The sequence below is a fragment of the Gemmatimonas aurantiaca T-27 genome (genome assembly GCF_000010305.1).
Classification (GTDB): domain Bacteria; phylum Gemmatimonadota; class Gemmatimonadetes; order Gemmatimonadales; family Gemmatimonadaceae; genus Gemmatimonas; species Gemmatimonas aurantiaca.
This window is the reverse complement of sequence record NC_012489.1, coordinates 4,412,288-4,435,100: the sequence shown is the minus strand read 5'-3', so window position 1 is coordinate 4,435,100 and position 22,813 is coordinate 4,412,288. Positions and strand designations below refer to the sequence as shown.

Annotated in this window: 22 protein-coding genes; 14 read left to right on the top strand and 8 right to left on the bottom strand. The window is 64.1% G+C overall.

Annotation, left to right across the window (positions count from 1 at the left end; genetic code table 11):
* Together GAU_RS19260 and ccoN are read right to left on the bottom strand one after the other, a co-directional pair.
* Entirely contained in the window at nt 1-198 is a 198-nt protein-coding gene (locus GAU_RS19260) for a cbb3-type cytochrome oxidase subunit 3 (protein WP_015895585.1), read from the bottom strand.
* Entirely contained in the window at nt 198-2,456 is a 2,259-nt protein-coding gene (ccoN, locus tag GAU_RS19255) for a cytochrome-c oxidase, cbb3-type subunit I (protein WP_015895584.1), read from the bottom strand. The genes GAU_RS19260 and ccoN overlap by 1 nt, the downstream gene beginning before the upstream one ends.
* A gap of 151 nt (nt 2,457-2,607) precedes the next feature.
* Between ccoN and GAU_RS19250 the strand changes: the two genes are divergently transcribed.
* Nucleotides 2,608-3,135 carry a DUF411 domain-containing protein gene (locus tag GAU_RS19250; protein ID WP_015895583.1) on the top strand — a complete coding sequence of 176 codons (528 nt, stop codon included), beginning with the start codon at nt 2,608-2,610 and terminating at the stop codon, nt 3,133-3,135.
* Nucleotides 3,136-3,143: 8 nt separating this feature from the next.
* A complete protein-coding gene (locus GAU_RS19245; RefSeq protein ID WP_015895582.1) occupies nt 3,144-3,626 on the top strand; it encodes a GNAT family N-acetyltransferase in 483 nt (160 codons plus the stop codon).
* Here GAU_RS19245 and GAU_RS19240 read toward each other — a convergent pair.
* Both GAU_RS19240 and GAU_RS19235 read right to left on the bottom strand, forming a co-directional pair.
* On the bottom strand, nt 3,610-4,407 hold the full coding sequence (locus tag GAU_RS19240; protein ID WP_015895581.1) for a lysophospholipid acyltransferase family protein: 798 nt from the start codon (nt 4,405-4,407) through the stop codon (nt 3,610-3,612). The genes GAU_RS19245 and GAU_RS19240 overlap by 17 nt on opposite strands.
* Nucleotides 4,404-5,285: a GNAT family N-acetyltransferase gene (locus GAU_RS19235; RefSeq protein WP_015895580.1), complete on the bottom strand. Its 882-nt coding sequence runs from the start codon at nt 5,283-5,285 to the stop codon at nt 4,404-4,406. Before GAU_RS19235 ends, GAU_RS19240 begins: the two co-directional genes overlap by 4 nt.
* 147 nt (nt 5,286-5,432) lie before the next feature.
* On the opposite strand from GAU_RS19235, the gene GAU_RS19230 reads away from it, so the two are divergent.
* The 5 genes from GAU_RS19230 to GAU_RS19210 all read left to right on the top strand — a co-directional run bounded on the left by GAU_RS19230 (nt 5,433) and on the right by GAU_RS19210 (nt 11,082).
* On the top strand, nt 5,433-6,197 hold the full coding sequence (locus tag GAU_RS19230; protein WP_015895579.1) for an esterase family protein: 765 nt from the start codon (nt 5,433-5,435) through the stop codon (nt 6,195-6,197).
* Nucleotides 6,198-6,313: 116 nt separating this feature from the next.
* Nucleotides 6,314-7,540 (top strand): dipeptidase, encoded by a 1,227-nt coding sequence (locus GAU_RS19225; protein ID WP_015895578.1) that lies wholly within the window; start codon nt 6,314-6,316, stop codon nt 7,538-7,540.
* A gap of 32 nt (nt 7,541-7,572) precedes the next feature.
* Nucleotides 7,573-8,742, top strand: a complete 1,170-nt coding sequence (locus GAU_RS19220; protein WP_041265735.1) for a twin-arginine translocation signal domain-containing protein — start codon at nt 7,573-7,575, stop codon at nt 8,740-8,742.
* 4 nt (nt 8,743-8,746) lie between these two features.
* Nucleotides 8,747-9,787, top strand: coding sequence for an NAD-dependent epimerase/dehydratase family protein (locus GAU_RS19215; RefSeq protein ID WP_052574556.1), 1,041 nt, complete (start codon nt 8,747-8,749; stop codon nt 9,785-9,787).
* Between the two features lie 26 nt (nt 9,788-9,813).
* Complete coding sequence (locus tag GAU_RS19210; protein ID WP_052574555.1) at nt 9,814-11,082, top strand: NTP/NDP exchange transporter; 1,269 nt, start codon at nt 9,814-9,816, stop codon at nt 11,080-11,082.
* Between the two features lie 55 nt (nt 11,083-11,137).
* Here GAU_RS19210 and GAU_RS19205 read toward each other — a convergent pair whose 3' ends face one another.
* From GAU_RS19205 to GAU_RS19190, 4 genes are read right to left on the bottom strand one after another with little or no spacing between them, the layout of a single operon-like run.
* The gene (locus tag GAU_RS19205) at nt 11,138-14,101 is read right to left on the bottom strand and encodes a BTAD domain-containing putative transcriptional regulator (RefSeq protein ID WP_041265734.1); all 2,964 of its coding nucleotides are present in this window, start codon (nt 14,099-14,101) and stop codon (nt 11,138-11,140) included.
* 55 nt (nt 14,102-14,156) lie between these two features.
* A complete protein-coding gene (locus GAU_RS19200) occupies nt 14,157-14,585 on the bottom strand; it encodes a hypothetical protein (RefSeq protein WP_156799148.1) in 429 nt (142 codons plus the stop codon).
* A gap of 41 nt (nt 14,586-14,626) precedes the next feature.
* Nucleotides 14,627-15,079, bottom strand: coding sequence for a globin family protein (locus GAU_RS19195; RefSeq protein ID WP_041265733.1), 453 nt, complete (start codon nt 15,077-15,079; stop codon nt 14,627-14,629).
* Nucleotides 15,079-16,794, bottom strand: coding sequence for a tail fiber domain-containing protein (locus GAU_RS19190; protein ID WP_041265732.1), 1,716 nt, complete (start codon nt 16,792-16,794; stop codon nt 15,079-15,081). Before GAU_RS19190 ends, GAU_RS19195 begins: the two co-directional genes overlap by 1 nt.
* A gap of 260 nt (nt 16,795-17,054) precedes the next feature.
* On the opposite strand from GAU_RS19190, the gene GAU_RS19185 reads away from it, so the two are divergent.
* The 7 genes from GAU_RS19185 (at nt 17,055) to GAU_RS19160 (ending at nt 22,764) form a co-directional block, all read left to right on the top strand.
* A complete protein-coding gene (locus tag GAU_RS19185) occupies nt 17,055-17,549 on the top strand; it encodes a hypothetical protein (RefSeq protein ID WP_015895570.1) in 495 nt (164 codons plus the stop codon).
* Nucleotides 17,550-17,551: 2 nt separating this feature from the next.
* Nucleotides 17,552-18,394: a hypothetical protein gene (locus GAU_RS19180; RefSeq protein WP_015895569.1), complete on the top strand. Its 843-nt coding sequence runs from the start codon at nt 17,552-17,554 to the stop codon at nt 18,392-18,394.
* Complete coding sequence (locus tag GAU_RS23030; protein ID WP_015895568.1) at nt 18,373-18,495, top strand: PEP-CTERM sorting domain-containing protein; 123 nt, start codon at nt 18,373-18,375, stop codon at nt 18,493-18,495. Before GAU_RS19180 ends, GAU_RS23030 begins: the two co-directional genes overlap by 22 nt.
* An 83-nt stretch (nt 18,496-18,578) precedes the next feature.
* Nucleotides 18,579-19,898, top strand: a complete 1,320-nt coding sequence (locus GAU_RS19175; protein WP_052574554.1) for a nuclear transport factor 2 family protein — start codon at nt 18,579-18,581, stop codon at nt 19,896-19,898.
* Nucleotides 19,899-19,997: 99 nt separating this feature from the next.
* Nucleotides 19,998-20,354, top strand: coding sequence for a DMT family protein (locus tag GAU_RS19170; protein WP_015895566.1), 357 nt, complete (start codon nt 19,998-20,000; stop codon nt 20,352-20,354).
* Nucleotides 20,355-20,580: 226 nt separating this feature from the next.
* The gene (locus GAU_RS19165) at nt 20,581-21,234 is read left to right on the top strand and encodes a TetR/AcrR family transcriptional regulator (protein ID WP_015895565.1); all 654 of its coding nucleotides are present in this window, start codon (nt 20,581-20,583) and stop codon (nt 21,232-21,234) included.
* Between the two features lie 150 nt (nt 21,235-21,384).
* Nucleotides 21,385-22,764 carry a TolC family protein gene (locus GAU_RS19160; RefSeq protein WP_015895564.1) on the top strand — a complete coding sequence of 460 codons (1,380 nt, stop codon included), beginning with the start codon at nt 21,385-21,387 and terminating at the stop codon, nt 22,762-22,764.
* The last annotated feature ends 49 nt before the right edge of the window (nt 22,765-22,813 follow it).

Here is a 22,813-nt window from a genome sequence, read left to right as displayed (position 1 = left end):
TCAGCGCTCCCGGCGGCTGGTGTGAGCCACCACCGTGCCTTCATCGAACGGCAGGCGCGACGCGGTGTCGAGTTCCCCGCGACGCGACGGCATCCAGGTGCGGATGGCCACGGCGATGAACACCGCCAGGAAGAGCACCAGCGAGACCTGCGTGTAGAACGACAATCCCGCGTGCGACATGATGTCGGAGAGTTTCATCAGTGCTGCGCTCCCGGCGCGGACGCCGCGGAAGACGGGGCGTTGGACGACGTGGTGTTGGACGATGTGGTCGTGACCTTGATGTCGCGGCCGAGGCGCTGCATGTAGGCCACGATGGCCACCATCTGCTTGTCCTCGAGACCCGCTGGTCCGCCCTGTTCGACGATGGCGGCCGCGATCTGCTTGGCCTGTTCACGCGCCATGTCCGGAGCGCGGTTCAGCGCATCGCCGTACGGCACACCGACCATCGCCATCGCATCGACACGACTCTGGATCGCATTGAAGTCGAGTGTGGTGGTGCTGAAGTGCGCATACGCCGGCATGATGGACTTTGCCGTGACCGCCCGCGGGTCTTCGAAGTGGCGGACGTGCCAGAGATCCGGATACTTGCCGCCCTGACGTGCCAGATCGGGACCGATACGGCGCGAGCCCCAGAGGAACGGATGTTCGTACACCGACTCACCCGGCTTCGAGTACTCACCGAAACGCTCCGTTTCGTAGCGGAACGGACGCACCATCTGCGAGTGGCAGTTGAAGCAGCCTTCGGCGATGTAGATATCGCGACCGGCCAGTTCGAGCGGCGTGTACGGCTTCACCGACGCGATCGTGGGCACGTTCGACTTGATGAGGAACGTGGGCAGGATCTCGAACAGCGACGCCACCACCACGGCCAGCACGGTCAGCGCCGTGAAGAGCATCGGTGCGCGTTCCCACGAGCGGTGCCACTCCACCTGATTGAAGCGTGCCCACAGCCCCTTGGCCGGGATCACCGGATGGTCGGGCACATACCGCGGCGCCAGCGGAGCCGCTTCGATCACCGGCACATCGTACCGCGCCGGCCGGTTCGCCCACGTCTTGAACACGTTCCAGCCGAAGATGAACATGCCGACGATGTAGAACGTGCCGCCCACCACGCGCATCCAGTACATGGGCATCAGCTTGAGCACCGTTTCCACGAAATCGGGATACGCCAGGCGTCCCGTTTCGTCGAATGCGCGCCACATCAACCCCTGTGTCACGCCAGCGCTGTAGATCGCGACCACGTACAGCACGATGCCCACCGACGAGATCCAGAAGTGCAGTTCCATCGCGCGCTTGCTGTAGATCTCCGTCTGGAACAGGCGCGGCAGCAGCCAGTACGCCATGCCGAACGTCATGAAGCCGTTCCAACCCAGCGCGCCGGTGTGCACGTGCGCGATGATCCAGTCGGTGTAGTGCGAGAGGGCGTTGACGCTCTTGATGGAGAGCATCGGGCCTTCGAACGTGGCCATGCCGTAGGCAGTGATGGCAACGACGAAGAACTTGAGGATCGGATCCTGCGCCACCTTGTGCCACGCGCCGCGCAGCGTGAGCAGGCCGTTGATCATGCCGCCCCAGGACGGGGCCCACAGCATCACCGAGAAGAGCATGCCCACCGTGGACGCCCACTCGGGCAGCGCGGTGTAGTGCAGGTGGTGCGGACCGGCCCAGATGTACATGAACACCAAGGACCAGAAGTGCAGGATGGACAGCTTGTAGCTGAACACCGGCCCTTCGGCGGCCTTGGGCATGAAGTAGTACATGAGACCCAGGAACGGCGTCGTCAGGAAAAACGCGACGGCGTTGTGGCCGTACCACCACTGCATGAAGGCGTCCTGCACACCCGCATAGATGCTGTAGCTCTTCAACATGCCGGCCGGCATGGCCAGGTTGTTGAAGATGTGCAGGATGGCGACGGTGACGATCGACGCGATGTAGAACCACAGCGCCACATAGATGTGTCGCTCACGACGACGGATCAGCGTGCCGAAGAAATTCACCGCAAACGCCACCCACACCACCGCGATGGCGATGTCGATGGGCCACTCGAGCTCCGCGTACTCCTTGGCCTGCGTGTAGCCGAAGGGCAGTGTGAGGGCGGCGGACAGGATGATGGCCTGCCATCCCCAGAAGTGAAACTTGCTCAGTCCATCGGAAAACATGCGCGCCTTGAGCAGGCGCTGGGTGCTGTAGTAACAGCCGGTGAAGAACGCGTTGCCGGCAAAGGCAAAAATCACCGCATTCGTGTGCAACGGCCGCAGGCGACCGAAGGACAGGAACGAGGTGTTGAAGTTGAAGACGGGACTCGCGAGCTGCAGCGCGATGAGCAGTCCGACCACCATGCCCACCACGCCCCAGATCAGCGTGGCAAACAGGAATTTCCGGACGATGTCATCGTCGTACGAGAAGCGGTCCAGGGTCGCGGCTGATGGAGCAACCGCGCTTGGTGCGGAGGTCATCGATAGCCCTCAGGGGGTGCAAAGGAGTTGGGACAGTGACCTGAGTGTAGGCCGCTGTCTCATTTCTTCCCGTCAGGGGCGAGATGGACTTCCGTCGGGGAAAACCCGATGCCCGGGAACCATCCATTCCGTAAATCGCTATACTTCCACCATGTCTGCATATCTTCCCAAAAGCGATCCGGCGAACGCCGACGCCAGCGCTGACCGGGCGCAGGGTCGTCGTGCGTTCCTGCAGCGTGCTGCCACCATGGTCGGCCTGGCCGCCATTGGCCGCACCGCCTGGGCTCAGTCCACGGCTCAGCCTGCCATCAAGGACATGACGGTCTACAAGGACCCCAACTGCGGCTGCTGCTCGCAGTGGGTGGACCACGTGAAAAAGGCCGGCTTCACCGTCACCGTGCGCGACACCGCCGACATGGACAGCGTGAAGGCGTCGTTTGGCGTGCCAAACGCGCTGGCCTCCTGCCACACCGCGCGCGTGGGCAACTACGCCATCGAAGGCCATGTGCCGGCCGACCTGATCGTGAAGTTGCTCAAGGAGCAGCCGGCCGGTCGTGGACTCGCCGTTCCCGGCATGCCAGTGGGATCGCCGGGCATGGAAATGGGCTCCCGCAAGGACGCCTACGACGTGCTGCTGTTCGACAAGGCCGGTAAGACCCGCGTCTACGCTTCGCGATAGCCCCTGCCGTGATCTCCGATCAATCGTCGGGCGTCCTCGTGCATCACGCCGAGGAGGCCGACATCCCGGCCATTGTGGCCCTCAACAATCTCTATGCGCCCGACGGTCTGACGTTGATGCGCAGTGAGGCGTTCGTGACCAGCCACCTGCAGGACTATCAGGTGGTGCGATCGGACGATGGCCAGGTGATCGGCCAGGTAGCGCTCGACGAGTATTCGCCGTCGCTGGTGGAGCTGGTGTCGCTCGCCGTGGCGCCGGACACGCAGGGCCGTGGACTCGGACAGGTGCTCATCAGCGCAGCCGAACATCTCGCCCGCGAGCGGAATTTCCCCGAGATCTTTGCCATCTCGCTGGCCGAGCCACTGTTCCTGCGCATGGGCTACGCCGAATCGACGATCCTGAAGTATCCCGAGAAGATCGCGCGATACCGCTCGATCTCGCGCTCCGAGTTGTCGATCGGCCGGAAGTTCTGCTTCAGGAAGCCGTTGTAAGGCGCGGCGTCCCGGTTCGGGGGCGAACGACCGGGATCTGAGTGGCGGGAGCCGTGGTGATGGCACCGCCTGCCGTCCGTGCGACAATGGCCGTGCGGGCCGCCGCGGTGGCGAGTTTGCGGGCAGCCCGCACACCCCGCAGCGGTTCAATGGCCGGCGCCGCATGCAGCGTCAGGCGCGCGTCGCGTAGGGCAAAGACCCGCGGAATGTTGGCCACCAGTGTTTCGTCGCCAATCCAGCACAGCGCATCCAGGTCACCGGCGCTGGCCGACGCCGTCACTGCAATGGGCACCACCGGCACACCGGCCCGTACCGCGCCCTCCACCAGCCCCGACTTGAACGGCAGCAACGTCTGCCCGTTGGTCGTCGTGCCCTCCGCGAACAGCAGCACCGATGTGCCCGCGGTCAGCGTGGCCTGCAGCACCGGAATGGCTCGCAGCAGATCACGCTTGTGGTGACGGTCCACCCAGATCACGCCCATGGCGTCGCCAAGCCAGCCGACGAGTGGCCAGCGCCGCACATCGCTCTTGGCCACGAAGGTGCACCGTTTGCGGGCGAGCACGGCCACGATGTCGAGCCAGGACAGATGATTTGCAATCACCAGAGTGGCCTCACGTGGCCAGGCGCCACGCACCGACACTCGCACACCCATGACGGTGAGCACGCTGCGACACAGCCCCCGCACGAGGCCGGCGACCAGGCGCGACGATGGGCGCACGGTGGGCAGGGGCGGCTGCAGAGGCGACTGTAGCAGCGACTGTAGCGGCTTCGAGGTGCTCATCGCTCGGCTCCTCCGAAAAACGATTGATAGGTGCGCGGATCCATCGCTTGCCGGTCGAGCAGCACGAGATAGTCGGTGGTGCCGAACTCGCGATCGAAGGCCGGTGCACCGCAGATGCGCGCGCCGAGCGCGAGATACCCGTCGAACAAGGGCGGCAGGGCGGTCTTGAGGGCTTCCGCCACCGATTCGGCGTCTCCCGACGGGCGCTGGCGTCCATCGTCGGCGAGGGCCCGCACCGCGGGCCGCGGCCGCACCAGCACCTGGTCGTGCAGTGCCGAACGGGCATGCAGAGCTCGCCAGGTGTTCACCGCGTGGGTCTCGTCGAGCCCGGCAATGGAGCAGCAGCCGAACAGGAAACGCTTGTCATTCCACTGCAGGTAGCGGGCGAGCCCTTTCCAGAGCAGGCGCAGGACACGACCGGAACGATGGGCCGGCGCCACACAGGCTCGGCCGATCTCCACGGCTTCACCAAGGATGGACCCCGGTATGGCACCGAGTTCGAACAGGGTGGCGCTGTAGAAGCCATGCCGGGTGGCGGCCATGACGGCCGTCTGCAGGCGGTAGGTGCCCACCACGTCGCCACTGGGCCGATGCACGATCATCAAGTGATGGAACCACGGGTCCCGCTCATCCGCGTCTCGTCCCTCGGCTGCGGCGGCGGAAAGCCCCTCCTGCAACTCTTCATTGAAGACGCGGTAGCGCAGCGTCTGCACGGCGTGAAGATCGGCGCGGGTCCAGGCAAAGCGCAGATCGTAGGCACCGGCGGCGACCACCCCAGGTGGGATCGCGTCGCTGTGGTGCGGGAAGACATCGAGGTCGGTCGGAGCCGCGAGCGGCATGCCCACGGTCGCAGCTCCCACGAGCGGTGGAGTCTCCATGCCAAGGACAGTGGGCCCGCCACGCAACGGCAACGTGTCGGCGCGACCACGGTCACGTCACCGCACCGCAACGGTCCGGCTCGTACGATCCGCCCCAGCGGCGTCCGCAGACTGGCCACCGGCAATTCCCACAGCGAGTTTCCCCCGATGGCCCCACAGTTTGTTGATCCGGCGCTGCCCAAGCGCATCGACCGTTGGCGCAGCCCCGCGCTCGGTCTTGAGATGCCCATCGTGAGCTACGGCTGGCGCGGTCAGCCGGTCTTGCTCTTTCCCACGGCTGCGGCCGACTTCCTCGAGAACGAACGGTTCTGGCTCATCAAAGCCATCGAGCCGTTACTGCAACAGGGACGCATTCGCGTCTTCTCCATCGATTCCATCAATCGTCTCGCGTGGATGGAACGTGGTATTTCGGTGCCGGAGTGCGCACGTCGGCAAGCACTCTATTCCCGCTACGTCGAAGACGAAGTCGTGCCCTTCATCCGACACGTGGTCGGTGATGGCGGTGCGCGTGCCATCACCACCGGCGCGAGCTTCGGCTGCTTCCATGCGGCCAATTCGTTCTTCCGCCGCCCCGATCTGTTCGGTGGCGTCATCGGCATGAGTGGTTTCTACGATTTGTCGCCGAGCTACTTCATGGGGTACTCGGATGACAACTGCTACTTCAACAATCCGATGTGGTACGTGAGGAATACCGAGGGATGGCCGCTCGATCAACTGCGGAATCACTCGCGTATCGTGCTCACCAGCGGACAGGGCGCGTACGAGCGTCCCGACATGACGCGCGACTTCCATGATCTGCTCGACCGAAAGGGCATTGGCCACCTCTACGAATTGTGGGGGCACGACGTGAATCACGACTGGCCGTGGTGGCGCAAGATGTTGCCGTACTATCTGGAGCGTATCGGATGCTGATGTCCCGGCGACGCGGCGCATCACTGGCCTGGTGCACGGCTGCGGTGACCGCGGCATTCACGGCGATGTCTGCCACCGCACCGCTCGCAGCACAGACCGCGCGTGCCGGCATCGCCGTGGCTCCCACACCCACGGGACAGCCGCTGCGCAATGCGTCGCTCGAACAGCGCCTGGCCCATGTACGCCGTCTGCTGCGCTCCTCACCGCTGATCGACGGTCACAACGATCTGCCGTGGGCGATGCGCGAGGACAAGCAGAAGCCGCTCGATGTCGTCGACTACAACCTGCGTCAGACGCGTGGCATGACGGACATTGCCCGTCTGCGCAAAGGCATGGTGGGCGGACAGTTCTGGTCGGTGTACATCCCCGGCGAGATCCGCGACTCCGGTTATGCCCGCGTGCAGCTCGAGCAGCTCGATATCGCGCGCCGCGTGATCGAGCGGTATCCCGACGTGCTCTCGCCCGCCTACACGGCGGCAGATGTACGAAAGGCGTACACACAGGGCAAGATCGGCTCCCTGTTGGGCATGGAGGGAGGCCATGCTATTGAGAACTCCCTCGGTGCGCTCCGGTCGTACTACACGCTCGGCGCGCGCTACATGACGCTCACGCACAACGTCACCCTGGATTGGGCCGACGCTGCTGCTGACAAGCCGGTGCATGGAGGTCTCACCGAGTTTGGCAAGGAAGTCGTGCGCGAGATGAATCGCCTCGGCATGCTCGTCGACCTGTCGCATGTCTCACCCGGCACCATGAGCGACGCGCTCGATGTGAGTGAAGCACCGGTCATCTTCTCGCATTCGAATGCCCGTGCACTCACCAATGTGCCGCGAAACGTGCCGGATTCCATTCTCGCACGCATGCCGAAAAATGGCGGCGTGGTGATGGTGACGTTCGTGCCGGGGTTCGTGTCACAGCGCATCGTCGACTGGGGTATGCAAAGGGATTCCATCATCAAGCAGTATCCCGGTGACACCGACGCGCAGTTCAAAGCCTTCGCCGCGTGGCGGCAAACCAACCCCGTACCGGCAGCCGTCATTGGTGATGTGGCCGATCATCTCGATCACATCAAGAAGGTGGCGGGTTCCGCGCATGTGGGCATCGGCGGCGATTTCGACGGCATCACGGAAACCGTGCAGGGACTCGAGGATGTCTCAAAGTATCCCGACCTGTTGGCGGAACTCGTGAAGCGCGGCTGGACCGACGCCGAACTGCGTGCACTGGCCGGTGAAAACGTGATGCGGGTGCTCTCGCGTGCAGAAACGGTCTCTGCGCGTCTGCGCAAGGAACGTCCCGCCAGCACCAAGACCATCCAGCAGCTCGATCGCAAGATCGTTCCCTGACTCTTCCGCATTTCCCCCTTCATTCCCGCCCAATGACTCTCGATCGCCGCACGTTCCTCAAGTCGACCGCCCTCGTGGGTGGCGCACTCGGGCTGGGCATTCCCGCCGCTGCCCAGGCGTTCAACGCCGATGGTGTGCGTCCGCAAGCCTATCGCCCGGAAACGGGTGACGCGCAGCCCAAGCCGATGCGCATTCTCATCCTCGGCGGCACGGGTTTCATCGGGCCGCAGCAGGTCGACTACGCACTGGCCCGTAAACATCAGATCACCCTGTTCAATCGTGGACAGAGTGGCAAGGGACTGTTCCCGCAGGTGCCGCGCATCGTGGGCGATCGCAACGCCGCCAATGGGCACGATGGACTCAAGAAGGGCACATGGGATGTCGTCATCGACAATCCGACGCGCAATCCGCAGTGGGTGCGTGGTGCCGGTGAAGCACTGAAAGGACGCGTGGGTCAGTACATCCTGGTGTCCACGATCTCGGTGTTCAGCGACTACTCCAAGCCTGGCATGGACGAAAATGGTCCTATGCACGCGCCGGCCGCACCGGAGAACTGGGCCAGCAACGACGGCAACTATTACGGTCCCAACAAGGTGCAGTGCGAAATCGATGCGAAGGCGCAGTTCGGTGCCGACAAGGTGACCATCGTGCGTCCGGGGCTCATCGTTGGCCCCGGTGACCTGAGCGATCGTTTCTCCTACTGGCCCGTGCGCATCGACAAGGGTGGCGACATCATGGCGCCGGGTCTTCCGAGTGACCCCGTGCAGTACATCGATGTGCACGATCTCAGCGAGTTCATCGTGCGTCTGGGTGAGAACCACACCATCGGCACTTTCAATGCCACCGGCCCCAAGTCGCCCACCAACATGGCCGAGATGCTGTATGGCATCAAAGCGGTGACCTCGAGCGATGCCAAGTTCACGTGGGTGCCGGCCGATTTCCTCGCGCAGCATACGGTACGTGCGTGGTCTGATATGCCCGTGTGGCAGCCAGGTCAGGGACGCACGGCGGGTTTCATGGCGGTGAATTGCCAGAAGGCCTATGCGGCGGGTCTGACCTGCCGTCCGTTGGCCGACACGGCCAAGAGCACGCTCGACTGGTACAAGACCCGTCCTGCGGCCGAGCAGGAGAAGCTCCGCGCTGGCCTTGCGCCGGACAAAGAAAAGACGGTGTTGGCGGCGTGGCGCGCCAAGAACGGCTGATCATATGACGAGCACCGTGAAGCCGTTGCGCATTCTCGTACTGGGAGGCACCGGCTTCATCGGTCCTCACCTGGTCGAATACGCGCTGTCGCGTGGGCACACGCTCACGCTGTTCAATCGTGGTCGCACCAAGCCCGGTCTGTTTCCCAAGGCCGAACAGTTGATCGGCGATCGCAATGCGCCCGATGGACATGCCGCATTGGCCGGGCGCACGTGGGATGTGGTGTTCGATCTGCCGGCCACCACACCGCAGTGGGTGGTGAATGCGGCGGCGGTGCTCAAGGGCAAGGTGGACCAGTACGTCTACGTGTCCAGCACTGCCGCCTACAAGGACTTTGCGCGGTCCTTCCCCGACGAAACCCACCCCACGCAGGATCCGGCCCCCATCACCGGGCCCGATGCCGCCGCCGCGCCCTTCGGCAACAAGAAGGTGCGCTGTGAGCAGCTCGTGCAGGAGGCGTTTGGCAATGGCGCCACCATCGTGCGTCCCGGGTTGATCGTCGGTCCTGGCGACCTCACCGACCGCTTCACCTACTGGCCCGTACGCATCGAAAAGGGCGGCGAGGTACTCGCGCCCGGCAAGCTGGAAGATCCGGCGCAGTGGATCGATGCCCGCGACCTGGCCGAGTGGATGGTGCGCATGGTGGAATCGCGTACGACCGGTGTGTTCAACGCCGTGGGCCCGCGGACAGTATGTGGCATCGGTGAGTTGTTGTACGGGATCAAGGCATGTTATGCCAACGATACCCGGTTCACGTGGGTGCCCGAGTCGTTTCTCACCGAGCAGAAGGTGCGCTCGTGGGCAGAGATGCCGGTGTGGAGCTACACGGGGGCCACCACGGTGGCGTTCTGCACGACCGTGGTGGACAAAGCCGTGAAGGCGGGGCTCACATTCCGCCCGTTGGCCACCACGGTGCGGGATGGCATGGCGTGGTACCATAGCCGGCCAGCCGCCGAGCAGGAGAAGTTGCGCGCGGGAATCTCGATGGAGCGGGAGCGGGAAGTGCTCGCCGCATGGCATGCCAAACAGAGTGAGGGTCGGTGACAGGAGCGGGGGCAGAAGTAGGGTTCATGCGTCGCACGTTCAATCGGCTGGGTACCATCGAGGCCGGTGAAGAACGCGCCACGTTGTTGGCAGCGACGTACTTCTTTTTTGCCCTGGCGAGTTACTTCATCCTGCGCGCCGTACGTGATGCGGTGGGTGTGGCGGCCGGTACGGACCGGCTGCCATGGCTGTTCACCGGCACGCTGCTCACCACGTTGGCGATGAATCCGCTGTATTCATCGATCGTGGCGAAGTTGCCGGTGCGGCGCTTCATCCCGATCGTGTACCGCATCTTCATCGGGCTGCTGCTTACGTTTGCCGGTGTCATCAAGTGGGGGCCGCACACCTGGGAGCCATACCTCGGCCCGGCGTTCTGGATTCTCACCAGCATCTACAGTCTGTTCATCCCCTCGGTGTTCTGGGGATTCATGGCCGATACGTTCCGGCCGGAGCAGAGCAAGCGGCTGTTCGGATTCATCAGTGTGGGTGGCACACTGGGCGCATTGGCTGGTGCGTTCCTCACGTCGCGGTTGGCCGAAGTGGTGGGCACGCCGGTGCTCATGGTGATGTCGGTGCTGTTGCTCGAAGCGGCAGTCCAGTCGGCGCGCCGGTTCCCACCCAGTTTTCGTCCGGATACCCGCGCGCGTGATGAAGCCGAGCAGCCGGTTGGTGGATCGGCGTTTGCCGGTATCACGCATGTGCTGGCCTCGCCGTATCTGCTCGGCATCTGTCTCTACATGCTGATGTTCACCATCGGCTCCACGGTGCTGTACTTTCAGCAGGCGGAGATCGTGGGCGCGCGCTACGCCGATCGGGAATCGCGTACCGCGTTCCTGGCCACGATCGATACGGTGGTGCAGTCGCTGACCATTCTCGCGCAGTTGTTTGTCACGGGGCGCGTGATCAAGTGGTTCGGCGTAGCGGTCACGTTGGCCATCATGCCAGTACTGAGCCTGGTGGGCTTTGCGGCATTGGGCACCTGGGGCACGCTGGCGGTGTTCGTGGTGTTCCAGGTGCTGCGCCGCGCGGGTGAGTACGCATTCGGGCGCCCGGCGCGCGAAGTGCTGTACACGGTTGTGCCGCCCGAGGACAAGTACAAGGCGAAGAACTTCATCGACACGTTTGTCTACCGCTCAGGCGACCAGATCGGTGCGTGGAGTTTTGCGGGTCTGTCGGCGGCCGGTCTGGCCGTGAGCACGATTTCTCTCGCGGCGGCGCCGATGAGCGCCATCTGGCTGGCCGTGGCGTTTTGGTTGGGCCGTCAGCAACTGAAGAAGCAGGCTGAAACCACGTAAGTCGAAGGCGCACGGCACGCTGCGGTGCGCCTTGATGACTTGCCCGTGAGAACCGCTATCGCGTTGCGCGCACGCCGATGAATTGCGACAGTCGTTGCGCTCGTGCCTGATACGCAGGTTCGCCCGTCGACCAGGCACGCTTCACCCAGTCCGCGTGAAACGAGGCGGAGTCGGCGCGGCCGGCGGCATGATGAGCCTGGGCCAGCACTTCATGCATCTCGGTCTGTGTAACGGCAATGCCATCCACTACATCGCGCATGATGAAGCGCACGGCGGTGATGGCGGCATCGGGTTCACCGCGTGTCACCAGGCCGCGTGCCAGCTCGATGTTGATGCGTGAGTGATAGCCCCGCAGCGGCGGAGCCATGGCAGCCTGGAACTCGGTGATCGCCAAGTCCGACTTGCCACGCGCCCGCCAGAGCAGGCCACGTACATAGTGGTGCGCCCGCGTATCGCGCACCACGCCGCTCTGTGAACCCGCTTCTTCGATGGCACGCATGCGCGCCTGCAGTGACGTGGTGTCACCTTGTTGGGCCACCAGGTCGGCGGCGGCCGTCAGCGAGATGGTGCGCAGGCGTCGTACATTGGCATCGTGTTCTCCTGGCCGAATGGCACCGGTGGCCATCGAATCGAACAGGGCAATGGCGGCCGGGATGCGTCCGGCATCGGCCAGAATGAGTGCCGGCAGGTAGGCATGATTGAGTGCCATCTGACCACCATCCACCGTATCCCGTATGGCACGAAAACGATTGACGGCCACGAGCGCGTCGCGCATGCGACCCTGATGACGGAGCACGGTGGCAAGCTGCCACCATCCATCGAGCCGTTGGTCTGCCGTGGCCAGTGTGGTCTGCTCGCGCGCCAGTTGTTCGGCTTCTGACAATCGTGCCGCACGCAGCAGATTACTCACACGTCGCACAAAGCCAGCCGGATAGGCCGGATTGAGCGCCAGCGCACGATCGAGCGCACGCGAGGCTTCGGGCAGACGTCCGGTGAAATCGAGCACGCGGGAGTACGACGCCCACGCCTCGGTCGACTGCGGCTGACGGTCCACCCAGCGCTTGATGATGGCGATGGCAGCGTCGGGATTGTCCTGATCGAGATACGCACGTGACAACATCTGCACGGCTTCACAGGCGTAACAGTGCTCCGGGCGTACCGCGCCAAGTGCTGCCGAATCGATGGCGAGCGCACGTTGCAACAACGGAATGGCTTCACCCGGCAGGCCCAGATTGAGTCGCGCTTCAGCAGCGAACAACAATGCCTGCGGGTCGCTCTGGTCGAGCTGCAGCAAGGAGTCGGCGGTTTCCTTGAGCCCCGCCACCTGCATGGTGGACGCCCATCCTGCCCGAATGATCAGTCGCTCACGTGCGGTCGCGCGCTTGGCCAGGTGTAGCGCTCGCGACATCTCTTCCGCCAACTCGGCGCGATTCGGATTGACACGCGCGTACTCGTACGCCGCCATCGCAAACTGGGAGTCGGCCCGCAGCGCTTCACCAAACAGTCGACGGGCCGCCTCCAGATCGTAGGACGCGTTGGCTTTCAGTCCTTCGGCATAGAAGCGGTGTGCCACGGCGGAACGGGTGGTCACATCACGCACACTGCCGGCGAGTGGCTCGATGCCGAAGCCATCGAGCAGACGCGCCGTGCCACTATCGGCTAGCGCAAAGAGATCCTGGCCTCGAATGGTGAGTGCGGCCAGCACGGAGCCGGTCTCCACATCCACGCGGCGCAAGTCGAGACGCAGCGTGCCATCACCGGGATCGAACAGTGATCCGTCAATGAGTTCATGCGCACCGGCCCGCCGCGCCGCACTGATATACGCCGCCTCGGTGCTGTCACCCACGCCACCGTGGTGCAGCAATTCACTGAGTCGCGCGGCACTCACCACACGCAACGCTTCGCTGCGGGCGAGACTGGTGGCCAGCAATGCCGCGAGAGAGCGCACCGGACCGGTCGACGGTTCACGGAAATCCGCGATGAGACCGACGGCAATGCTTGGTGGTGCGTGATAGCGCGGTTCGCCCGGTGCCGGTTCGTGATGTTGCAACGCCGAGACGCCCCATGTGCCCAAAGCGGCCAGTGCAGCCACACCGACCGCCACTGCCAACACACGCGCGCGAGTCCATCGACGACGCAAAGGTGTTGCCAGCGCCACTGTCAGCGGTGTTACCAGCGATGCGATTGAGACCGCCGCTGGCGGCTCGGCGATCGTGTCGTCCGTCGCGCCAGCCAACACCGGGACCGGTGCGGCCACAACAGGCGCCACGTCAACCGGTACCAACGGCGCGACAGGCTCGGTGCCCTGTCGGGCACGCAACTCCATCGCAAATGCCATCACTTCCCGATCGGGCGGAAGCTCGAGCTCCTGCTGAAACAGCGTTTCGTGAATGGCGGCCTGTCGGATGGCTGCCGACACTTCACCATTGGCTGCCAAGGCCCGCATGAGGGCGAGCGTGGCCCGTGAATCGAGTGGATCGACTGCCGCCAGCTTGCGCCAGTAGGTAATGGCTTCAGCGCGCTGTCCCTGTCGCTCTGCGTTGCCGGCCAGCGTTTCGAGCGCGCGCGTGTAGTCACGCTCCAGCACTCGACGCTCTTCATCGGCCCATCGCTCGAATGCTGGTGCTCCGACGAGATGGAAACCACTCAGAAACGGGCCGTCGTACAGCGCTACCGCTTCTGCGTGACGACCATGCCGCAGGTGGTGCATGAACTCGCCGACATCGTGCGGCAAAACCTCGGCGTCGAGCTTGAGTTCCTGCGAACCGGTGATGATGCGCTCATCGCCGAGATCGCGACGCAACGCATACAGCGCCTGCGCGAGGGCTTTGCGGCGACGCTCATCATCGTCTTCATCAGGCCAGAACAACGACAACAGGCGGGTGCGCGATACGCCGCGTTCGCCCGCGCGGGCCAACACCGCCAACAGGGCGAGCCGACGCTGCTGGGTCGCAGCGCCACGCACCTCACCACCACTGGAAACGACTGCGCAACCACCGAAGGTGACAAACCGATTCATGTCATGACGAAAACGAGATTGCCGCGCGCCCACCAGGCGCGCGGAGACGTCTCCATCATGCGTCGATCGGCGACGTGGGGGAAGTCATGCGTCGCACCGCCAGTCGATCGATGACAGCACCACGCGCACCCATTTCCGCGGCCAGGCGCGTGGGACAATCATCCGGCAGGACATCCCGGCATGCCCAGACAAAGGCTTCGAGTCCAACGCGCTGACCGGCCCCGTCGATGCCGTGCGCCCGCCCATGGGCCACCAGCGTGGCGAGGGTTGGCACAATGGCGGGATCATCGAGTGGGACCTGCAGTGTCGCCAGCAATGACAGAAACCAGGCGTCGATCACGTCACGATCGAGCAATGGCACCGGACTGCCCATGCCGCGCAGGCGATCGAGTCGGACGGCAAACGCGCTGGCCATCGGCACACGGACGGCGGTGATCTGCGCGATGAGTGTGGTGAATGGTGATGATGCCGGGACGCCTGCCATCGACGCAACGCCGGCATCCTCACCTGAGGCATCGACCACACTCACGGTGCGCTGATCGCAGCGTGCGTGGTCGCATGGGCGTTCGCCGATGCGGCGGCTTGTTGCATCACGGTCGCGAGCGCGCCATAGGCGGTGGCCCATGCCGAGCGCGCGTCGGCGGTGAAAGCATCACCCAGGATATCCGCGAACGTATCAAGCAAGGCCGCACCCACGAGATCGTAGTGGGCGTCCTGCACACCGTAGGTCGCGTGCCGGCGGCCAAGTGCCTGAACGGCCGGCATCAGTTGATCGAGATGATCGAGACCCCGCACCACCACGGCGAGGGTCTGGGCGAGCTTTTCGCCCTGCGCCGGCATGTCCGTGCTCGTGAACAGGGCGCGCAGCAGTGGGTCGCGTTGAAAGAGCCGGTCATAGAACAGGGGAGCCACCGCATCGGTGGTGGCTCCCATCAGGTTCCAGGTCGACCGGATCGTGGCGATCTGGTCGGCGGTCATCACGGATTGCGCGTGGTGTTGGACTGCTGGGTGGCGAGCTGGTTGGCAAGCTGCGCCACCAGTGCCTCGAGCTGCGACAGACGCGCGGTGAGTGCCGCATTCTCTTCACGCAGTGCGATCGTTTCGGTCTTGAGCGACTTGGTACGCGCTTCGAGCGCCTTCACACCGGCGATGGCCACACCATCGATGTCCACCGTGCTGATCGCCTTGTCGGTGTCGCCGAGATTGAAGGCCGCGCGGAACGCCTGTGCGGTGGGGCCCATGTGGCGCGTGGTGGTGTCTTCTGCGGTGTAGTTCCACGTGTACACCGGCAGCGCGGCCAGTGTGCTCAGCACCGATTCGCCGTCGACAGCGCGGAAGTTTGCCTTCTTGGTGGAGTCGGAGGTGTTGGTCCAGGTGCCGCCCGTCGAGAGGTACGCACCCGTGCTGGTTTCGAGGAAGCGTCCCGGCGTGATGGCAGTCTGCGGACCATTGCCCATCCAGAATCGATAGCCCTGCATCACGAAGTGGCCATCGGCCAGCGCCTTTGCAACTCCCATCGATTGCGAAGCGCTCAACACAATGGCGTTGGCCTGGTAGTTGGTATTGGCGTTGCGCCCGATGGCCACACTGTGGTCGCCCGACGAGATGCCGCGGATCGCCGTCGACGACGTGCCTCCGGCATCGCCGTTCAAGGCCATCGAATAGTTGGCCGCCGCGCTTCCCACGCCAAAGGCCATCGCCTGGTTTCCGGTGGCGTTCGAACCGCTTCCCAACGCCAACGATCCAGTACCTTCGGCTTTGCCCCGCCACGCCATCGCATCGTTGGCGCTGGCGATGCCACCCGTGAAGGCGATCGCGCTATTGCCCGAGGCGCGGGCATACGGCCCCAATGCGATTGCGCTCACGTTGGTGGCTTCAGCGTTGGTTCCCATCGCAATGCTGTACATGCCAGAAGCGACGGCATACGCCGTGGCCGAGAACGACCCCCAGCCAGAGGCTTCATTGTTGTCCCCGAATGAGGCGGACGCCCCGCCGATCTTGTTCGCCGCCCAGCCGCCCACGCCGTCGAATCCGGTTCGCAGTGCGCCGTAGCTCCCGGCCCACAGTAGGGTCGGCTTATTGGGATCGGTGAGCACTGGCAGAGCAGAAACCCCGCTCGGGCTCTGGACCGCAAAGCCGATCGACGTCCGCACACCGCTCGAGAGCAGGTACTGCGCGTGGTCGTCATCGCCGAGCCCCGTCAGCGCGCCATGGTCGCTGACGCCGTTCCCACCGCCGGCCGCCACCGTCTTCGCCTCCCATTGGCTGGTCGACGCATTCCAGGCCAGCACCTGCCCGTCGGTCGGCGGGGTCGTGGCCAATGCTCGGCCCAGCAGCTTGCCAACCGTGAGGTTGCTGAACACCCCGGTCACATCACCCGCCGCCACATCGGTCTTCTTGACCGCGTTCTGCAATGCGGCTGCGGCGTCAGCGCCGTCGGTCCAACTGAACGCGACATGCGTGGGCTGCAGGCAGTTGGCCGGCGTGTTGGGTGCCTTGACGCGATAAACCGTTCCTGATGCGGGAACGTAGCAGGCATGAAAGACCGCCTGGGCTTCCAGCGGGGAAGCGGTCAACGCCGAGGCCAACGTCAGCGCGGCAACGGCGAGGGTGGAAGCAGCGAGCGTCAGCGGCTGGAAACGGAAATGCCGAACGGTGCCACGTGCATCGGCGCAGCGTGCAAAGGAGGACATGGAAGTCTCGTGAAGGAGTCGGGTGGTCAGGTCGCACGGCCAGGTGGGCCGCGTTGGACGCCGACAAGCTCGAAATCGCCTTCGCCTGCCCATCACCGGGCCAAAAAACGGTCAGGTGATAGGCAGGTGATGGGTCGGTGATGACCCGGAGACGGCCGTCGCGACGTTAGGGGCGTTCCACACGACCGGACGCCGAGGGACCGATCAGCGGTTCCTGACCAGGCGCCGGACTTCCTTGCCCTTTCTTCGGATCTCCGATCATGTCGCCCGCACAGTCCATTCACCTCACGCCATCGACGCCGATGCGCCGTCTCTCCTGGTCTCTCCTGGTGGCGGCTTCCACCCTGACCGCCTGCGCGGATGCGCATCCGGTCGCCCCTTCTATTGAAGTGCCCGATGTCGCCGCTGACGCCCGTCAGCAGCAACTCACCGCCACACTGGCCGTGATGGTCGATGACGCCAGTTCTCGCCTGCTCGCTGATCTTGGGCGGGAGACACCCGTCGCCCAGGCATTTGGCGCGCTGCACCGCGCACTGGTGGGGGCCGATCGCGAGGCGGCGCTGACGGCACTGCATGACGCCGAACTGACGCTCGACTTTTCGCAGGCTGCCCAGACGCTCGACCAGGCCGATCGGGCGGCACTGGCGGTGCAGCTCCAGGTGGTACGCAGTCAGCTCGTCCATCCGGCCGTGGCGCCGTTGGTGAACCCGTTGGGAAGCCCGTTGGGAAGCCGGTTGGCCGGAGAGGCGCGCTGATCATGGCGCGCTTTCTTCTCCGCACGCTGGGGACCTTCGGGCAACTCCGGCTCTGGTCGGTGGGCGCGCTGCTATGGGTGGGAGGGGTGGGGGCGACGGTGTTCGCTCCCACCGCGGCCCGCGCGGACAGCCGCGCGTTCACGGTGTGTTTCACCGGCGGGGTGCGTTCGTGCACGTATCTCGAGCTCACCACCACCGCGTTTTTCGACGGTGCCGGTGGTCGTATCGGGACGGCCGTGGATCTGTTCGTGCGACACGCAGAAGGTCAACCGGCGAACAACGCCGCCGTCGTCAGCGCACTGACGGGCTTTCATTTTGCGTATGCAGGCAGCGCGGTCACACCGGCTGGTACCACGGACATTTCCGACGAACTCGGACTGACGTCCGCGCTGGTGCTGACGGACGATCCGTCTGTGGCGCCTTATCCTGTGTATACCGACGGCTGGCGTCACACCGCGCGCAGCAGCACGGCTACGTCGGCGAGTCCGGAGTTCGACAACTATCTCGCTTTCACCAATGCGCTCCAGGTCGACAACGGTAGCGGCCAACTGCTCACGCAGTATGTGGGCGGCTGTGGTGTGGCAGCCGCGAACGGGGGCGTGGATGCGTTCTACCAGACGGAAATGTGGACCTGTGGGAATGGTGGCTATCAGTTCCTCACCTTCACGGATGCCTGGTTCGATGCCGCCAATGTGCATTCGGTGGGCGTGAGCACCTGGGCGCGTTTTGCTGACAGTGACGTTGGTGTGGCGGCGTTCTGCACGCGCTACCTCGACACCAACACCAGCTTCGGCGATGCCGATGGCACACCGCGCTGGGTGACGTGTGCAGTGACGGAAGTGTGATCGATCCACCACCGACCACAGTGCCCGAACCGTCGACGTTTGTGCTGTTGGGTATCGGCACGGTGGCGCTCATGACATGGTCACGCCGGAGGCACGCATGATGAGCTTCACGATGCTGGCCGTGATGACCTCGATGGCATCAACAGTGTCCGTCGTACCGAGACCGCCGATGATACCGTTGCGCATGACACAAACGTGCGGTGCGCTGCCGTCCGTCATGCGCGCGGCCCGTGTGCATGGTGAGGGCAACACGCGCGTGTTGCGCGTCGACACGGTCGCACTGCCACGTGTGACACCGAATACCGTGTTGGTCCGTGTGCATGCGGCGAGCGTGAATCCGGTGGACTGGAAGCTGCAGGACGAAGGGGATCTCAAGCCGCTCGCCATTCCCGGTGGGGACTTTGCCGGAGAGGTGGTGGCTGTGGGTGCCGGTGTCACGCGCTATCGATGCGGTGATCGTGTGGCGGGCACGGTGGATCAGATGGAGACGGGCGGTAGCTATGCCGAGTATCTGGTGGCACCGCTCGATGCCATGGTGAAAAAGCCTGCGCGCTACAGCATGCAGGAAGCCTCGGCCTATCCGACGGTGGCCATTGCTGCGTGGCGTTTTCTCATTGCGGGCGCCGATGTGCAGCGCGGCGAGCGGGTGCTGGTGCATGGCGCATCGGGTGGCGTGGGCTCGATGGTGGTGCAGATCGCCACAGCGCGCGGCGCCACGGTGATCGGTACCGCGTCGGCGCGCAATCATGACTTTGTGCGCGCGCTGGGCGCAGCACAGATGATCGACTACACCACCACGCGTTTCGAAGACGTGGCGCGCAACATGGATGTGGTGGTGGACGCGGTCGGGGGAGAAACGCTCACTCGATCGGTGGCGGTGGTGCGTCGTGGTGGGCGGCTGGTGTCATCGGCCGGGTCGGTGCCGGCGGAGACGTGTCGTGCGGCGGGCATTCTCTGTCCATCACGTGCGCCATGGGATGTGCCACGTGGTCTGGCGTACGTTGCACCGCTCATCGAGGCCGGGCAGTTGCAGGTGCATATCGACAGCGTGTACACACTCGATCAAATCATGGCCGCGCAGCAGCACAGCCGGAGTGGTCGCACCCGCGGCAAGGTGGTCGTCGATATGCGCGCCAGTGAGACGGCCGGCGCGCTGGAGCCGTTGCAGGCCTACCTCGATGGACATGCCACCGGACAGGAAGCGCATTTTCGTCGGGCGTTTGCGTCCGATGCCATGCTGGTGGGCATCAAGGACGGACAATACCGGCAGTGGCCGGCGAGTGAGTACATCCGCGTCTCGTCCAGCGGCCGGGCGCCCGCCGATGAAGCGCAGAGGCGGCGGCGTATCGAGTCGCTCACCATCAATGGCCAGGTGGCGACGGGAGTCATTGCGCTCGACTATCCGGATATGATCGCGCGGGACCATATGACCCTGCTCAAGCGCGACGGCGAATGGCGCATCGTGGTGAAGGGTTATGACGCGTCTACGCCGGTCGCACGCTGACGCGGTCGGGACAAACCCGAGGCGGGGGCTGGCGCCGGGTGCCGAGGACGGGGAATGTTCGGCGACACTGATCGCCCTGTCCTTCCACCTGGCATGTCCATGGTCCCCATCTCCGGCACCATCCTGCGCACTGTGCTCCTGTTGACCGCCTCGAACGTGTTCATGACGTTCGCCTGGTATGGCCATCTCAAGAATCTGAGTGGACGGCCCTGGATCATTGCGGCGCTGGTCAGTTGGGGGATCGCCCTGTTCGAATACCTGCTGCAGGTGCCGGCCAACCGGATGGGGGCGACCACCATGAGCATCGCCCAGCTCAAGATGCTGCAGGAGGCGATCGCGCTGACGGTCTTTGTGCCGTTCGCCGTCTTCTATATGAAGCAGCCAGTGAAGCTCGACTTCCTGTGGGCTGGTCTGTGCATCATGGGCGCGTTGTACTTCATGTTCCGAGGCTCATGAAGAAAGGGAGATGAATGGATGGAATGGTTCCTACGCTGCCGCTATGCGGCGAAAACAGCAGGAAATGAAAAGATCAAATGGTAAGAAGGCCTGCGGTTTTCCATTCTTTTTCTCTTTGTTCGCCGCGAAGCGGCCGCTGTTTCCCCTTCAGATCCAGGCAAGTCCCTTGAATTCCCAGGTTCGTCAATAGCTTGACACTGTTAGGTGACTTAGGCATCGTTCAGTCATGAGCACCGCAGAAATCAGGAATGGTTCGCTTGCCCGCCGCGAACGGCAAAAGGCGGAAACCCGACAGGCGATTCTGGACGCTGCCCGCGAATTGTTTGTGGCAGACGGCGTGGATGCGACCACCATGCGCGCCATCGCGGCAAAGATCGGATACACCCCCACAGCCATCTACCATCATTTCAAGGACAAAGACGCCTTGATCATGGAGTTGTGCGTGGCGGACTTCCGGGCCCTCGGGTCAGCACTGTACAGCATCGGGCGAATCGATGACCCGGCCGAAAGAATGCGCCGCATGGCCATGGCCTACGCCGATTTTGCCTTGGCCAATGCAAGCCAGTATCGCTTCATGTTCATGACAGAACCCGGCCACTCGTTCGATGAAGAGGCCGAGAACATCGAGAAGGCGCCGGAAGAAGATGCCTATGCCTTCTTGCTCGGGTCCGTCGAAGAGGGCATCCAGCGAGGGGTCTTCCGTGCAGAATTTGACGAACCCCACACCCTGGCGCAGACTTTCTGGAGCGGCATCCACGGCGTCATCTCGCTCTGGTTCACCCACCAGAACAACAGCTACATCAACCTTCGCGACCCACATCAGGCGGTCGAACGCATCTGCACGGTCCTGATGCGAGGCACACTGCGAAACCCGGAGTGACCTTCCGCCGTTAGGTGAACGGAACACGCTCCGCAATTGATCCCGAACACCCTGGGCGCCTCGGCGCCCTTCTTCAGGTCTTCACGCTTAACACTGTTAGTCGGTAAAGCCATGTACAGCGAAGCACCGACGTTCAACATTGCCCGCCTCATGTCATCCGCATCCCGGCGCACCTTCGCCGCCGCGATCGTGCTGACACCGGCCATCACCGCCGCCCAGCAAGCACCGCCGCCGGCCGACTCACAAACCGCCCGCGCCATCCTCGATGGCTACGTGAGTGAAGCCCTCTCAGCCAACCTCGCCCTCGCCCAGCAAACGGCCGCGCTCCGGCGAGCCAATGCCGGCCTACGGGAAGCGAACGGACGGTTCTTGCCATCCGTGGGACTGAATGCCCGCTACTCGGAGTTCAGCGGCGTGGTCAACATCGGCGACTTCATCAACCCCGCCTATGCCGCGCTGAACCAACTCATTGGCGAGGCCCGCTTTCCCACCAACGTCGCGGCCACACTCCCATTTCGGCAGGAAACCAAGCTCGAAATGACCCTGCCCCTGTTCAATGACGCGCTGTTCGGGGCACGCGCCGCCGCGCGGGCACAGCGCGACTTCGTAGGAGCGGGACGCCAGGCCGCCATGCGTCAACTCGCCGCCGACGTGCAACTCGCCTGGTTGGGATACGCCACCGCCTCACGCGCCGTGGAAACATTCGAAGCCACCGTGCCCGTACTCGATGAGCACATGCGGGTGAGCGAACGCCTGATCGGTGCCGGCCAGGCGACCCCCGATGTGCTTCTCCGCGCGCGTGCCGAACGCAGTGAACTGCAGCAGCAACTCGACGACGCCAGGCGCCAGCGGGATGCGGCACGCCGCGCGGTGAACATGCTGCGCAATCGCGATGCCGACACCGAGGTACGCCTTGCCGCCGACAGCTCGATCGTGCACGCCGATACGGTGGCCGCCGACGCACTGGTGGCTCATGCCCTCGCCCGTCGTGAAGAAATTGCGCAGGCCACCGGCGGCATCCGGCTCGCTCAGGCGCAGGAGCGTGTCGCCACCGCCTCGTATCTGCCCAATCTCGCCCTCGCGGCCAGCTACGGCGTGCAAGGCAACAGCTATCGCTTCGATCGCAATAGCGACGTCGCACTCGCATCACTCGTGTTGTCGTGGAATCTGTTCAACGGCACACAGGATGCCGCGCGTCGCGAACAGGCGCAGGCATTGCGCAGCGAAGCCGAGTATCGGCAGCAGGAAGCGCAACGGGCCATTCGTCTGCAGGTCGACAATGCCATCGACGCGGTGCGTGTTGCTCGCTCGGGGCTCACCACCGCCGACGATCGCTACAACGCAGCGCAGCGTGCGTTCACGCTGGTGCAGCGTCGCTACGCCGAAGGGCTGGCCACCCCGGTGGATTTCCTGAGCGCACGTACCGCGTTCACCGCGGCCGCCATCAACCAGGTGGTCACACGTTTTGCGCTCGCTTCACGTCTCGTGGAGCTCGAACGCGCCGCGGCCCTGCGCACGCTGCCCAACTGATGCACACCGCATTTCTCTGAATTTTCCGACTCCGCGTTCACACCTCCAC

Excerpts from the sequence above, each read along its gene's own strand:
- GAU_RS19260 (WP_015895585.1), bottom strand. The coding sequence starts at position 198 with ATGAAACTCTCCGACATCATGTCGCACGCGGGATTGTCGTTCTACACG.
- ccoN (WP_015895584.1), bottom strand. The coding sequence starts at position 2,456 with ATGACCTCCGCACCAAGCGCGGTTGCTCCATCAGCCGCGACCCTGGAC.
- GAU_RS19250 (WP_015895583.1), top strand. The coding sequence starts at position 2,608 with ATGTCTGCATATCTTCCCAAAAGCGATCCGGCGAACGCCGACGCCAGC.
- GAU_RS19240 (WP_015895581.1), bottom strand. The coding sequence starts at position 4,407 with ATGAGCACCTCGAAGCCGCTACAGTCGCTGCTACAGTCGCCTCTGCAG.
- GAU_RS19235 (WP_015895580.1), bottom strand. The coding sequence starts at position 5,285 with ATGGAGACTCCACCGCTCGTGGGAGCTGCGACCGTGGGCATGCCGCTC.
- GAU_RS19230 (WP_015895579.1), top strand. The coding sequence starts at position 5,433 with ATGGCCCCACAGTTTGTTGATCCGGCGCTGCCCAAGCGCATCGACCGT.
- GAU_RS19220 (WP_041265735.1), top strand. The coding sequence starts at position 7,573 with ATGACTCTCGATCGCCGCACGTTCCTCAAGTCGACCGCCCTCGTGGGT.
- GAU_RS19215 (WP_052574556.1), top strand. The coding sequence starts at position 8,747 with ATGACGAGCACCGTGAAGCCGTTGCGCATTCTCGTACTGGGAGGCACC.
- GAU_RS19210 (WP_052574555.1), top strand. The coding sequence starts at position 9,814 with ATGCGTCGCACGTTCAATCGGCTGGGTACCATCGAGGCCGGTGAAGAA.
- GAU_RS19205 (WP_041265734.1), bottom strand. The coding sequence starts at position 14,101 with ATGAATCGGTTTGTCACCTTCGGTGGTTGCGCAGTCGTTTCCAGTGGT.
- GAU_RS19200 (WP_156799148.1), bottom strand. The coding sequence starts at position 14,585 with ATGGCAGGCGTCCCGGCATCATCACCATTCACCACACTCATCGCGCAG.
- GAU_RS19195 (WP_041265733.1), bottom strand. The coding sequence starts at position 15,079 with ATGACCGCCGACCAGATCGCCACGATCCGGTCGACCTGGAACCTGATG.
- GAU_RS19190 (WP_041265732.1), bottom strand. The coding sequence starts at position 16,794 with ATGTCCTCCTTTGCACGCTGCGCCGATGCACGTGGCACCGTTCGGCAT.
- GAU_RS19185 (WP_015895570.1), top strand. The coding sequence starts at position 17,055 with ATGTCGCCCGCACAGTCCATTCACCTCACGCCATCGACGCCGATGCGC.
- GAU_RS19180 (WP_015895569.1), top strand. The coding sequence starts at position 17,552 with ATGGCGCGCTTTCTTCTCCGCACGCTGGGGACCTTCGGGCAACTCCGG.
- GAU_RS19175 (WP_052574554.1), top strand. The coding sequence starts at position 18,579 with ATGACACAAACGTGCGGTGCGCTGCCGTCCGTCATGCGCGCGGCCCGT.
- GAU_RS19170 (WP_015895566.1), top strand. The coding sequence starts at position 19,998 with ATGGTCCCCATCTCCGGCACCATCCTGCGCACTGTGCTCCTGTTGACC.
- GAU_RS19165 (WP_015895565.1), top strand. The coding sequence starts at position 20,581 with ATGAGCACCGCAGAAATCAGGAATGGTTCGCTTGCCCGCCGCGAACGG.
- GAU_RS19160 (WP_015895564.1), top strand. The coding sequence starts at position 21,385 with ATGTCATCCGCATCCCGGCGCACCTTCGCCGCCGCGATCGTGCTGACA.